The sequence below is a fragment of the Actinosynnema sp. NPDC023658 genome (assembly GCF_040639995.1).
In the GTDB taxonomy this organism is placed as follows: domain Bacteria; phylum Actinomycetota; class Actinomycetes; order Mycobacteriales; family Pseudonocardiaceae; genus Actinosynnema.
The window spans coordinates 1-13,117 of the sequence record NZ_JBFAAX010000141.1 but is presented as its reverse complement, the minus strand read 5'-3'; the positions used below and the strand labels follow the sequence as shown (position 1 = coordinate 13,117).

Here is a 13,117-nt window from a genome sequence, read left to right as displayed (position 1 = left end):
CGACGCCGCTACCACTGAGGTCGCGGGTCCAGTGCTCCGCGCTGCAGACGGGTCGCCTCGTCCTTGGGCTGGCGGTTGACGACACCGCAGAACGTGCACTGCGTGGTGTACTTCGTCTTGACCGGGAACAGCGGGATGAAGAACAGCGTGAACTTGGTGACGGACTTGTGCAGCGGGTGCGCCGCCTGGTTGCCGCACCTGGGGCACAGCAACGTCAGCACCGCCAGGACGAAGACCTTGGTCCGGAATCCGAAGATGACCACTTCTCGTCGTGCTCCTGTCGACTCGTCCGACTCGTGCAGCCGCAGGCTTCCCCGCTGCCCGGGTTCCACACCATTGTGCCGTCCCTTCCTCTACCGGGTTGAAGGCGGTCGATCGGTGGTCGGGCGTTCGACGGGATGAGGTTCGTCGGGCGCGCACCAGGCATGTCCGGACCAGGGTGAGCGATAACATCACTTGTGCTGGCCAGCCGCCGGCGCACCGCCTCGGACCGCACGAAAAGCAGCGGGATTGGGCATTTCGGGCTGCTTGGTTAGCGCTAACAATTTTAGCAGTGTCGAGCGTTGACGCTCGATCTCGCGGGTGGCTATGGTGCCGGAAGGCCCTGGTTTGCGTGCGGTTCCCGAACTACCCGTCGACGATGACGAGGGAGTCTCTTCGATGCGACGAACGCGTTGGTGCCACAAGAGGTCGTGCTCCGCGGCAAGCGCCCGGCGTGCACTCGTCTCCGGCCGGGTGGGTCGTCGGGGAACCCTCCACTGAGGACGACCGCCAGTCGCCCGCCGGTCCGAGCCGCCTGCCTGAGCGCGGCGGGCAGCCGCCTGCGCCGCTTCCGGCCGTGATCGGTCTTCCAGCCGCACCGGGTCTCACCGTCGCCGTCGTCTGCCCGCTGCCGTCGTCGCGCGATGCCTGTCGAAGTCTTCCAACAGATCAAGGGGTGTGAGCGTGCCGCGGGACGTCCGGTCGGGCGGCGCTCACGCTCCACCCCCCGTGGCCGCCGTGTTCGACCCTGCCTGAACCGAAGGAGTGCTCGATGACAACCAGCGGTGAGGCACTCGCCTCCCCACAGACACGACGCCGGCCCGGTGTCGGCCGCCGCGGTGGCGGTGGTTCTCGCGGCCGGCACGTTCACCGCGGTCGACGTGACGCCCGCGTCGGCGGCGACGGTCGACACCACCGCCACGTACGTCCTGGTGAACCGCAACAGCGGCAAGGCGTTGGACGTGTACGGCGCGGCGACCAGTGATGGCGCGCGGATCGCCCAGTGGACCCGCAACGACGGGGCCAACCAGCAGTGGCAGTTCGTGGACTCCGGCGGTGGCTACTACCGGATCAGGTCCCGGAACTCCGGCAAGGTCCTCGACGTGTCCAACGCGTCGACCGCCGACGGCGCCGCGATCGTGCAGTGGACCGACAACGGCGGGACCAACCAGCAGTTCCGGTTGGCCGACTCCGACGGCGGCTACGCGCGGCTGATCGCCCGGCACAGCAACAAGGCGGTGGAGGTGCAGGGCTCCTCGACCGCGGACGGCGCGAACGTCGTCCAGAACACCGACGCGGGCGGGAACAACCAGCAGTGGCAGCTGGTCAAGGTGTCCGGCGGCAGTGATCCCGGTGGCAGCGGCTGCGGCAAGGCGCCGACGCTGCGCAGCGGCTCGTACACGATCCAGAGCAGCGGCAAGAGCCGCAGCTTCACGCTGAGGGTACCGGACGGCTACGTCAACACCCGCGCCTACCGGTTGATCTTCGCGTTCCACTGGAACGGCGGCACGATGAACGACGTCGCCTCGGGTGGCACCAGCGGCGCGGCGTGGTCCTACTACGGCCAGCAGGAGCAGTCGAACAACAGCGCGATCCTGGTGGCGCCGCAGGGCCTGGGCAACGGCTGGGCCAACTCCGGTGGCGAGGACGTCACGTTCGTCGACGACATGATCCGGCGGATCGAGGGCGACCTGTGCGTCGACCCGAAGCTGCGCTTCTCGATGGGGTTCAGCTACGGCGGCGGCATGAGCTACTCGCTGGCGTGCTCCCGGGCGACCGTGTTCCGCGCCGTGGTGGTCTACTCGGGCGGCCAGTTGAGCGGGTGCGCCGGTGGCACGCAGCCGGTGGCGTACTTCGGCATCCACGGCATCTCGGACAACGTGCTGAACATCTCGGCGGGGCGGTCGTTGCGGGACAAGTTCGTCGCCAACAACGGTTGTGCCGCGCAGAGCCCGCGTGAGCCCGCGCCGGGCAGCCGCACGCACATCACGACGACGTACTCGTGCCGGGCGGGCTACCCGGTCCAGTGGGCCGCGTTCGACGGCGGGCACACCCCCGGCCCGGTGGACGGCGGCGGCGACAGCGGCGTCACGACCTGGACCAAGGGCGAGGCGTGGAAGTTCATCTCCCAGTTCTGACGACCGCGGAGGCGCGTCCGGTGTGATCGACGGGCACCTGGACCTCCCCGCTTCGTGATCGGACCGGCCGGAGCGGCGAGCCCGGCCACCGATCGCGCAGCGGCGCGGTCCAGGTGCCCCACCGGACGGCGCGGGCGAAGTCGCACGCCGAGACTTACGATTTCGCGACAGTGTGTCACCTCACAGGGACGGAGCGTGCAATTCGGGCAGACACCGGAGGTGAACGGGTGTTATATCCGTGTTACCACTAGTTGCTATAGCTAACCAATTGGGAGGCCGGCATGTGCGGTATCACCGGCTGGGTCGCCTACGACTCGGACCTCACCCGGCGCCAGGAGGTCGTGGACGCCATGACCGCCACCATGTCCTGCCGGGGTCCGGACGACTCCGGCACCCTCGTCCGCCCGCACGTCGCGCTCGGCCACCGGCGCCTGGCGGTCATCGACCTGCCCGGCGGTCGCCAGCCGATGACGGTGAGCACCCCGCGCGGCGACGTCGCCCTGGTCTACAGCGGCGAGGCGTACAGCTTCACCGAGCTGCGCGCGGAGCTGACCGCCCTCGGCCACACCTGGCGCACCGACAGCGACACCGAGGTCGTCCTGCACGGCTACCTGGAGTGGGGCGACGCCGTCGTCGACCACCTCAACGGCATGTACGCGTTCGCGATCTGGGACGAGCGCGACGACCACCTGCTCATGGTCCGCGACCGGTTGGGCGTCAAGCCGTTCTACTACTTCCCGACCGCCGACGGCGTCCTGTTCGGCTCCGAGCCCAAGGCGATCCTGGCCAACCCGCTCGTCCCGCGCGCCGTGGACGTCGACGGCCTGCGCGAGCTGTTCGCGTTCACCAAGACCCCGGGCTGGTCGCTGTGGCGCGGCATGCACGAGGTCGAGCCCGGCACGATCGTCACCGTCACCCGCGACGGCATCCGCACCCGCACGTACTGGCGGCTGGACGCCAAGCCGCACACCGACGACCAGGACGCCACCGTCGAACGCGTGCGCGAGCTGATGACCGACATCGTGCGGCGGCAGCTCGTGGCCGACGTGCCGCGGTGCGTGCTGCTGTCCGGCGGTCTCGACTCCAGCGCCATCACCGGCCTGGCGGCGGCGGAGCTGGGCGAAGGGCTGCGCACGTTCTCCGTCGACTTCGTCGGCCAGGAGCAGAACTTCCAGCCGGACGAGATGCGCGACACCCCCGACGCGCCCTACATCCGCGACGTGGCGCGGCTCGTCGGCTCGGCGCACCAGGACGTCGTGCTCGTCCCGGCCGCCCTGACCGACCCCGAGGTGCGCCGCGCCGTGGTGCGGGCGCGCGACATCCCGGCCGGGCTGGGCGACATGGACACCTCCCTCTACCTGCTGTTCAAGGCGATCCGCGCCGAGTCGACGGTGGCGCTGTCCGGCGAGTCGGCCGACGAGGTGTTCGGCGGCTACCGCTGGTTCCACGACGACTCGGTCCACGCGGGCACGTTCCCGTGGATCGCGTTCCGCGCCAAGGCGATGACCGAGCGGTCGTCGCCGCTCGACGCGGGCCTGCTGGCGAAGCTCGACCTGGGCGCCTACGTCGCGGACCAGTACCGGACGGCCGTCGCGCAGGTCGACCACCCGGACGGCGAGACCGGGCACGAGGCGCTCATGCGGACCATGGGCCACCTGCACCTGACCCGCTTCGTGCGGATGCTGCTCGACCGCAAGGACCGCACGTCGATGGCTGTGGGCCTGGAGGTGCGCGTGCCGTTCTGCGACCACCGGCTCGTCGAGTACGTCTACAACACCCCGTGGTCGCTCAAGACGTTCGACGGCCGGGAGAAGAGCCTCCTCCGGCACGCCACCGCGCACGTCCTGCCCGCCTCGGTGCGCGACCGCGTCAAGAGCCCCTACCCGTCGACCCAGGACCCCGGCTACGCGGCGGCGCTCCAGCAGCAGGCGAAGGACGTGCTGGCCGAGCACGACAATCGCGTCTTCGACCTGGTGGACCGCACCTGGGTGCACCGCGTGTCCCAAGTGGACCCGATCACCATGTCCCCCGCCGACCGGATCGGCCTGGACCGCGTCCTCGACCTGTACCACTGGATCGACATGTACCGACCCGAACTGGTGCTCGCCTAGCACTGTGCACCGGCTCGGCGTCCGGCCATAGGTCCGCATGATTGCGGATCAGGGCGCCGGTTGATTGTGCGTCCAGGTAGGAGATGAGACGGTGTAGCGGTGTTCGAGGTCTTCGTGAACTACCGAACGGCCGATGCCCGGTTCGGTGCCGCAGCCGTGTACGAGTTGCTCGCTGCGCGGTTCGGGACGGCCCACGTTTTCCTCGACCACCGATCGATGGATCCCGGCGCGATCTACCCCGCAGGGCTTCGCGCCGGAGTCGATCAAGCACGGGTGCTACTGGTGCTGATCGGTCCGGGGTGGTTGGCCGAGGACCCCGCCGCCTCCGGAAATCGCCTGATCGACCGGGAAAACGACTGGGTGCGGCGCGAGATCCGACGCGCGATCGATCGGGACATCCACATCATTCCGGTGCTGCTCGATGGCGTGCTGCCACCGGAACCGGGCACGCTGCCCGCCGACGTCGACGGCCTGACCCTCCGCCAATGGGCCACGGTCGACCACAGGCGGCTAGGCGAGGACGTGCGACGGCTTGCGAGCACCTTGGCCGCGCTGGTCCCCGAACTGGACCTCCCTGACCTGTTCGTTGAGCAACCGCCGCTGCCCGCGAGCCCTCTGCCGAGTGAACTGCTGAATCCCGTGCACCGCGTGGTCGAGTACGAAGACGTTCATGGCTCGCTCCACAGGCTCGTCGATTGGCTGTCCGAGCCCGCCGAGACGGACGTCCGGTTGTTCACCGGTCCCGGGGGGAGCGGAAAGACCAGGCTGGCCGTCGAACTCATCAAACAGGCCGTGGGAGTGGGGTACCGCGCTGGGGTGGTTCGGGAAGCGGCTCCGGCGGACGCGCTGTCGCGGATCAGCGCGGTCACGGCGCCCTTGTTACTGGTCGTCGACTACGCGGAGGCACGATCGGAACAGGTGGCAGAGCTGACCAGCCGGGTCTTCCTCCGCCCTGCTCCGACGCGCTTCCTCCTGCTGGCCCGCTCCGCCGGCCTGTGGCTGAGGGATTTGCGGAGGCACCAAGACATCCGCGTCGCGACCCTGTACGAGGAAGTGTTCGAGGAACGGGTGCCGCCCTTGGTGGTCGACAGGCGGCGCGAGTGGTTCGAGCACGCGGAAATCGCGTTCCGCGCCGCGCTCCTGCGGAACGACATAGCTGTCGAACCTCCTGAGGACATTGACGGCGATCACTACGACAGGGCGCTCGACGTGCACGCGGCCGCCTTGGCCTCGGTGCTGGACGGATCCGTGTCAGACATGCCGGTGCGCGCGGACCCGGTGCGCAGGGTCCTGGATCACGAGGAGCGGTACTGGGCTGCCGCTGCGGCCCGACACGGTCTGCGTCCGCACCCGGAACGGCTCGGCGAAGTGGTCGCCGCCGCGACTCTCGTCGGTGCCGATAGCATCCGCGCCGCGCGCGCCGTGCTCGGGGCTTTGAGCACCCTCGACCGCGGTTCCGCAGCGGATCACCTCACCTGGCTCGGTGAGCTCTACCCCGGGCCGTCGGTGCTGAACCCGTTGCGCCCCGACCGGCTCGGCGAGGACCTCGTGGCCATGACGCTCTCGCCGGAGAACAACCCGGGGCTTGCCGCCGAGCTCGCGCCGGTCATCGGAGAAGCGCAACTGATCCAGGCATTGACGGTGCTTGCCCGTGCGGTGGTCCGCCACCCCCACCTACGTGACGCGATGGTGAACTTACTGGCCCCGGACCCTGCAGCGCGGGTGGTGATCGGCATGGCGGTGGCCACCCAAACCGACGACCCCGTATTGGTGGACGTCCTGGCAGAACTCGGTTATGCCCCCGAGGTTTCGGCTGCAGTGGTGGCCGAGATGCCGGAGAGCAGCTTGACACTGTTGGGGTTCGCCGCTGCGCACACGGCGGCGCTGCTGCATTTCGAATCCCGCAAGCCGAACGCCGACCCGCGGCTGGTCGCGGCGCTGCGACAGAACCTCGCCGTGCGGCTGACCGACGCCGGGGATGACGACCGGGCGCTCCAGGAGGCGATCAGTGCCGTCACGACATATCGCGGCGTGGTCGCCAGCCCCGACTCCGATCACGAGGACCTGAAGAACCTGTCCGAGTCGTTGGTGACCTTGGCCGGTGCATACTCACGTACCGGTCTGCCTTGGGACGCCGAACGAGCAGCGGCGGAAGCACTGACGCTGGCCGAGTCCCTGCCCGACCCGGATGAGATCGGGGTCATCCGGGCCTTGCAGGCAGTGGCGAGCACGCACCAGGAACTCGGTGCCCTCGAGCAGGCGACCGAGACGGTCACCCGGGCGGTGAATCTGGTCAGAGCGCTTCCGGCGGACCCGGACGACGACCACACGGCAGTGTTGGGAGCTGTGCTGGAACAGGCGTGCTTGATCGCGCTTGGCTGCTACGACCTGCCTACCGCGGCGCGCTTGGCCCAGGAGGCGCTCGATCTGTACCGAGACCTGGACGCGGATGCCTCGGACAGGTTTCGGGACGACGTGGTGCGGATGCTCGGCACGAGCGCGGGCGTGCACGCGGAACTCGGCTCGTGGGAGCAGGGCATCGCACTGGGGGAGGAGGCGGTGACGACCGCGCGTCAGCTGGTGGGCCGCTATGGCGACGCGCACCTGACCCGCCTGGCTGACGCCCTCGTCAACACAGCTGCCCTGTTGCGCCGAGTGGGTCGTTTCGAAGACGCACTCACCTACTTGGCGGAGGCGGTACCCCTGCGCCAGGCGTTGGCCGATCGGCTGCCCGGCGACCAGTTGGCCGACTTCGCCAACGCGTTGTTCAACCTCGGCAACCTGATGGTCGACCTGGACCGCCCCCAGGACGCGCTGGACAGCTACGAACAGGCGCTCGACCTGCACCCGAAGCTCCCGGTGCCGAGGAAGGAGGAATTCGCCTCTTTGCTGATCGCCAGAGCGAGGGTGCTCGTCCGGGAGGACCGCTCCGACGAAGCAGAGGAGTTGATCGCGGAAGCCGTGCGTGTCCTCGAGGGCGTCGCACGCGGTGCGCGCGTCGGCGCGAAAGTGACATTGGCAGACGCCCTCCAGTTCGCCGCCGAGACAGCCTTCGAACTCGGTCGGACGCCCGACGCGTTGAGGGACGGCGAGCGGTCGGTGGCCCTGTACCGCGACGTGCCGCCGACGAGCAGCCGCGACCGCGACCGAAAGCTCGCGCTGGCCCTGCACACCTGGGCCAAAGCTTTGGACGATGTCTCCGCGGGGAGTGCGTGGGACACCTATGCCGAAGCGATCGATCGGCTCCGAGTGGTTCCCCACGCGGAGGACGATCTAGCCGGCGTCCTGATCGACGCTTGTGTCTGCGCGGCCGAGCGCGGTGACCACTGGCACGCGGTGGAGTTGGCCGATGAGGCGGTCCGACTGTGCCGGACGGCAGGCGAGGGAGGCTCACGCGAGCTCGAAGCGTTGAACAACCTCGCCGACTCGTTGTGTGAGGTCGGGGAGTGGGACCGAGCGAAGGAGCAAGCCGATGCAGCCCTGCTGCTCTCGAGGGAACGGGGCAGCACGCCTGTGTTGACGATCGCCATACTGCTCACCAGCGCAAGGGTCGCGGGTCACCGAAGTCGCGTGGAGGCGGTCCGACTGGTGCGCCGCGCTTGGGTCACTGCGGGCAACGACCAGGGGATGCGCGCAGTGGTTCGCGAGCAGGCGTCCAGGCTCGGTATCCGAGCGTCCGACTTCACCCGGAACCGGACCATCGACCCGATGGCGACCGAGTAGTCGTGATGTCTTCTCTGAGCCGGCTTCGCCCAACCTCCGAGTCCCGCCTGAAAGCCGCCCGGAGCCGCAGTAGTGCCCGCGACCGTTCTGCGCACAGGCACCTGACCCGGAGACCGGCGATTCGGGTACCGGCAGTGACCCTGTGAGGTTTCACAATCCTGCACTTGGGCGCGGAGCTGCGGCGATCGCGAGCCGTGAACCGTAGAAGCACGATCGCGAGGTATGGCACTTCGACTGCTGTGCGTGATCTTCGTCCGGCGCGTTGGTTGCCGGCTCTCACGGACAGGGTCCTCGGCGGCTGAGCACTTCGAGATGCAGGTGCTGCGGCACAAGCCCACGCCGCCGAAAGGGCCTGCGAGGGCCGGTGTCACTCCGTCGCATAACGCTCGGGCCCGGGACCACCCGGGTCCGGTCGTAGAGGCGGCCGAGGCCCCACCGCCCCAGCGGCGCGCTGACGGTCGTGGCCGGTGCGCTCAGGCACCGACGTGGCACCGTGGAGGTCGCGGGTCCGGCGGTCAATACTGCTACGGGTTCAGCGGAGTGCGGACCGACCCGTATCGGTGAGTCGGTCCGTCATGGTGGCGGTCCCGATGGGAGAATGGTGAGGTCCTGCTTACCCGAGTGCCGAGCCGACCACCGGGTCTGTGCAGAGTTCGGCGGTCGGCGCGTAGTGGGTCGCACGAGCCGGGTGAGCCGATCCGGCGTTTCGGAGGGAAGGCCTGCCGAGTGGCGAAGTCGGTGTTCTACAGCTTCCACTACGAACGGGATGTCCACCGGGTGCAGTTGGTGCGCAACATCAACGCGTTGGCGGGACAACCGCTTTTGAACGCACAGGACTGGGAGGAAGTCCGGCGCAGGAACGCCGCCGGCATCCGCGATTGGATCCACGAGCAGATGATCTACACGAAGGCGGTGATCGTGCTCATCGGTTCGAGGACGGCGTCGCGCGAATGGGTTCTCTATGAGATCGCGAAGGCGTGGCAGGACAAGAGGCCGCTGCTCGGCGTCCGCATCCACGGCCTCTCCTCCTTCGGGAAGTCCGATGTCGTAGGCCCCGATCCTTTCGACGAAGTTGCGGGGGTGTCGGGTGTTCCGGTCTTCGACCCCACCAGGGTGGACCGGTGGGGCAGGGTCGACACCAAAGCGACCTACTCCAACTTGGCCGACAACCTGGAGCGCTGGTCGGAGCAGGGAGCCGTGCGTTCGGCCTGAGAGCGGTCGCCGTGAACCCCGGTTCGCGGCGACCGCCATCGGGGCGTGGCGATCCGGAGTGGACGCTCGGGTCAACGCTCCCGCATGTGCTCACGTAAGAAGACGAGAGGGCCCACAGCTTGCTGCCACTCGGTGAGCTCGGCTGCCAGCCAGCCGGCGTCTCGACGCTTCACGAAGCGGTCCACGGTGACGCAGGTCGTGGCCACGGTCAGGGCCACCAAGAACATCACCCCCGTGGACAAGAGCAGACGTGCGGGGTTGGTGTGCAACACCGTCGCGGTCACCATCAGGCCAGTGACGCCGACCACCCAGGCGGCGAACACGATCGGGTGCTTGCTGTACCCCGCCGTGAGCCAGGACCGCCACGAGCAGTCCCGTCTGGCCAGCAGCGCGACCCTGGCCTCGGCCAGGTCCAGGTAGACCTGTGCAGCCTGGTCTTGGTGCAACCGGGAGCGGGGCGGGCGCCAGTCCTGCCATGTGGTCAAGCGCTCGTGCAGGCGTATCGCCGTGCGGCGGATCTGATGGCGTTCCGCAGACGGTTGAGGTGGCCACTCCTCGTCGTGTTCGGCATTTCGGCGCAGCAGCTGGTGGGCCCAGAACACGACGCACACGGCAACCGCCAAGGCGAGAGAGAATCGCCAGTAGGGCCCCTTGCGGGCAAAATCGATCAGCACGCTCGCCAGCAGCACGCCGAGTAACCCCAAGGTGACCCAAGTCCTGCTGATGTACTGCCGGTACGGCATCGAGGTGAGGCGGGTCTCCAGCCGGTGGGCCGGTTTGTGGACCAGGGCCTGAGCGGTCACCGCTATCAGGTAAGCGATCATGAAGAGGAGCGAGACGACCGCCATAGTGATGAATTCCGTCGCGCCACCGTCGACCAGCAACGGCGGTGCGAACGGTACGACGAGGACGCTGAGCAACAGGGGTGCGGCGCGGAGCCACAAAGACCGAGGGCGAACCCCTTCGCGTGGCTGTGGTGGCAGGTCCGGTGCGATCCACCGCTCGAGGTTCAGGATGAGTCGGTCCACATCCTCGGTCAGGTGTGCCGCCCGCAGCCTGGTCGCCTGGAGCAGCGCGAACTCCTCGATGTCCTCGGGCAGGGTCGCTTTCGTCGGGGGACTGACGTCATCCAAGAGCACCGGCACCACCTCCGTGGAGTCGGACAGCGCTTGCGCGATCTCCAATCGCACCCAGTCGACGTCTCGGCGGTCGAACTCGTCCACCCACCCCTCGTGGACGACGGCCACCAGCACGTTGGCGTCCGCCAAGCGGGCGCGAAGTTCGTCCGGGTAACGACTGCCCGACCACATCTGGTGATCCACGAAAACGCGGTCACGTCCGAAGTGCATGGCCAGGCGTTCGGCCAGCGCGGCTACCGCGACGGAATGCAGTCCATGTCGGTAGTTGATGAATATTCCGCTCAAAACCTTCTCCGTGAATGTCGATCAGAGGTACGTCCGATGGGTGTACCTCTGATTTTCCGCCGCCAGAGAACTTGTCACGGCGTCGCCTCGTTCGATATGTTCTGGTTGTGATTGACGACGTCGAATCCGTGCTCGCGGGGATCAATTCCGAACTCGCCGGGCTGCACGCGCAGAGCAAGTTCCTCAATGAGGTGATCGACCGCCTGCACGCCGAGAACGAGAGGCTGCGCAACGCGGAGGCGCAGCGCGGTCTCCAGCCTGCGCTCCGCGAGCTGGTCAAGCTGGCCGATGACTGGCGTAGTCGCCGCGCCGCGCTCGAAGCGGACGGTGAGGCCGACCTCGTCCGGCTGTGCGACGAGATCGTCGAGGACGTGACGCTGGTGCTGGAGCGCCAGGGCGTCGACGAGTTCCACGCCGAGACAGGTGCCGAGTTCGACCGCCACGAGCAGCGGTCTATCGGCACCTGTCCAGCGGACGCGCCGGACCTCGACGGCCGGATCGCCGCGGTCCGCCGCCCGGGGTACCGGGTGGAGACCAAGGTGGTCCGGTTCGCCGAGGTCGTCGTCTTCAAGTTCACACCACCACCGGCGTCGTGACCCAGAGTGCCAGCACCCACAACGCGAGCAGCGTCGTGACGAGCACAGCCGTCACGAGCAGCGCCATCGACACCTTGCGCCCGGTGGCAACCGAGGCGGGCACCTGATCGGTCATGCCGGCTCCTTCCGGTTGAGCAGCCATCGCAGTGGGGCGGCCGGATCGTCGTTGACGGCCGCTCCGCGCTCGGTCACCTCGATGGCGTCCTGGTAACTGACCGCGAAGCACGACACGGTGGCGAAGTGGTTGTCCAGCGACGTGATCAGGTCCCGCTGGCCCACCTCGGTCAGCCAGTCGCGGACGGCCCGGTCCCGGTCGTCCCGTCGCGCGCGCCCCAGCTCGCTGTACGGGTGCGAAGTCCCGGAGGGGTCGAGGAGTCCGTCGCACTTGGTCAGCACCACGGCCACCGGGATGTTCATCCGGTTGCCCCGGCGGGAGAACCCCCGCTCGGCCAACGCCTCGACGAACCGCTCCAGCACGTCCTTGGGTGCGGTGTTGGACGCGCTCACCTTGCCCAGCACCGAGCGGTCGGTCTCCGAGCGCACCTGGCGCAGCGAGAAGGGGTCGACGATGAACACCACGCCCTTGGTGAACCCCAGGAACTGGGCGTCGGCCAGGTGGTCGACGCTTTCGACGTGTTCGCCTGCGGGGTCGTAGAGGTAGAGCAGTCGCCGAGCTCGACCGGAGCCGACGAACACGTTGTAGGCACGGGGCTTCACGGTCGCCGTCTTGAGCGCGCGACTGGGATCACGGAGCACTCCCAGTTCGACGTTGCGCTCGAAGGAATCCTTCGCCCGTGGATCGGCGAACTCGAAGTCGTCGTCGGTCAACATCAGCCGCGTGACCGCGCTGTGCATGAAAACCGACTTGCCGGCCTTGGGACCTGCGATCACCGGGATGTGGGCCGTCGGCGCGGACAGTCCCTTCGCGGGCAGCTCGTGCCGGCACCGCCCGCACTGGGCGTTCAACCTGGTCTTGCCCAGGGCGAGCAGGGTGGGCAGGGTGTTGTGGCACCGGCAGGTCCGCCGCAGCACGCCCGCCAGGCCGGGCACCAGCTTCTGGTGCGCGGCGCCGCACCCCGGACAGCGGTAGATCGGGCGTGTGACCCGCTCGTGGCACGACGGGCACTCGACGGTGATGCCGCGCAGGAACAGCAGGCCGAACTCCAGCAGCCGCGCGCCACCCGCGATGAGCAGCGCGCCGATCACCAGCGCCACCAACAGCACGAGGAACACCGCCGATGCGGTCCCCACGAACGCGATGGCGGAGAACGCGCCGCCGACCAGGCCCACCGTCGCCGCGATTGCGATCGGCACCGCCAGCAGCGCGGGTGTCGTGGTCCTCTCCCGCCACTGCCACACCCGGCCCACCAGCGGCGCCGGCCGCACGCGGGTCCCGTCGTCCGGGCCGTTCGCCACGATCCTCGCCCACACCTGTTGGAACGTGGTGGTGAGCACCTTGCGGTAGTCCCGCAGCACGGGGCCTGCGTAGTAGCTGCGGAACGCCGGGTCCGGCCCCTTCTCGGACTCGCCGGGGGGGGCCGGGGCCCGCGGGGGGGGCGGGGCCCCCCGGGCGGCCCCCGCGGGGGGGGGGGGGCAGGTCGGGGGCCGGGCGCGGGGGGCGGGCGGGGGTGGGCCGCCGCGGGTGGGGTTCC

The 13,117-nt window shown here is 68.8% G+C and carries 9 protein-coding genes; 5 read left to right on the top strand and 4 right to left on the bottom strand.

Annotated features, from left to right (window positions below; genetic code table 11):
• Nucleotides 1-8 precede the first annotated feature (8 nt).
• Nucleotides 9-263 (bottom strand): zinc-ribbon domain-containing protein, encoded by a 255-nt coding sequence (locus AB0G02_RS17400; RefSeq protein ID WP_360794978.1) that lies wholly within the window; start codon nt 261-263, stop codon nt 9-11.
• An 822-nt stretch (nt 264-1,085) separates the two neighbouring features.
• On the opposite strand from AB0G02_RS17400, the gene AB0G02_RS17395 reads away from it, so the two are divergent.
• The 4 genes from AB0G02_RS17395 to AB0G02_RS17380 all read left to right on the top strand — a co-directional run bounded on the left by AB0G02_RS17395 (nt 1,086) and on the right by AB0G02_RS17380 (nt 9,445).
• Complete coding sequence (locus tag AB0G02_RS17395) at nt 1,086-2,399, top strand: RICIN domain-containing protein (protein WP_360794975.1); 1,314 nt, start codon at nt 1,086-1,088, stop codon at nt 2,397-2,399.
• A 281-nt stretch (nt 2,400-2,680) separates the two neighbouring features.
• Complete coding sequence (gene asnB, locus AB0G02_RS17390; RefSeq protein ID WP_360794972.1) at nt 2,681-4,510, top strand: asparagine synthase (glutamine-hydrolyzing); 1,830 nt, start codon at nt 2,681-2,683, stop codon at nt 4,508-4,510.
• A 99-nt stretch (nt 4,511-4,609) separates the two neighbouring features.
• The gene (locus AB0G02_RS17385; protein ID WP_360794969.1) at nt 4,610-8,233 is read left to right on the top strand and encodes a tetratricopeptide repeat protein; all 3,624 of its coding nucleotides are present in this window, start codon (nt 4,610-4,612) and stop codon (nt 8,231-8,233) included.
• Between the two features lie 726 nt (nt 8,234-8,959).
• Nucleotides 8,960-9,445, top strand: a complete 486-nt coding sequence (locus AB0G02_RS17380) for a TIR domain-containing protein (protein WP_360794966.1) — start codon at nt 8,960-8,962, stop codon at nt 9,443-9,445.
• A gap of 71 nt (nt 9,446-9,516) precedes the next feature.
• On the opposite strand, the gene AB0G02_RS17375 is transcribed toward AB0G02_RS17380, so the two are convergent.
• Nucleotides 9,517-10,869, bottom strand: coding sequence for a TIR domain-containing protein (locus tag AB0G02_RS17375; protein ID WP_360794963.1), 1,353 nt, complete (start codon nt 10,867-10,869; stop codon nt 9,517-9,519).
• Nucleotides 10,870-10,976: 107 nt separating this feature from the next.
• Between AB0G02_RS17375 and grpE the strand changes: the two genes are divergently transcribed.
• Nucleotides 10,977-11,465 (top strand): nucleotide exchange factor GrpE, encoded by a 489-nt coding sequence (grpE, locus tag AB0G02_RS17370; protein WP_360794960.1) that lies wholly within the window; start codon nt 10,977-10,979, stop codon nt 11,463-11,465.
• Here grpE and AB0G02_RS17365 read toward each other — a convergent pair.
• Together AB0G02_RS17365 and AB0G02_RS17360 are read right to left on the bottom strand one after the other, a co-directional pair.
• Nucleotides 11,443-11,580, bottom strand: coding sequence for a hypothetical protein (locus tag AB0G02_RS17365; protein WP_360794957.1), 138 nt, complete (start codon nt 11,578-11,580; stop codon nt 11,443-11,445). The genes grpE and AB0G02_RS17365 overlap by 23 nt on opposite strands.
• Entirely contained in the window at nt 11,577-12,941 is a 1,365-nt protein-coding gene (locus AB0G02_RS17360; RefSeq protein WP_360794954.1) for a hypothetical protein, read from the bottom strand. Before AB0G02_RS17360 ends, AB0G02_RS17365 begins: the two co-directional genes overlap by 4 nt.
• Between the last annotated feature and the right edge of the window lie 176 nt (nt 12,942-13,117).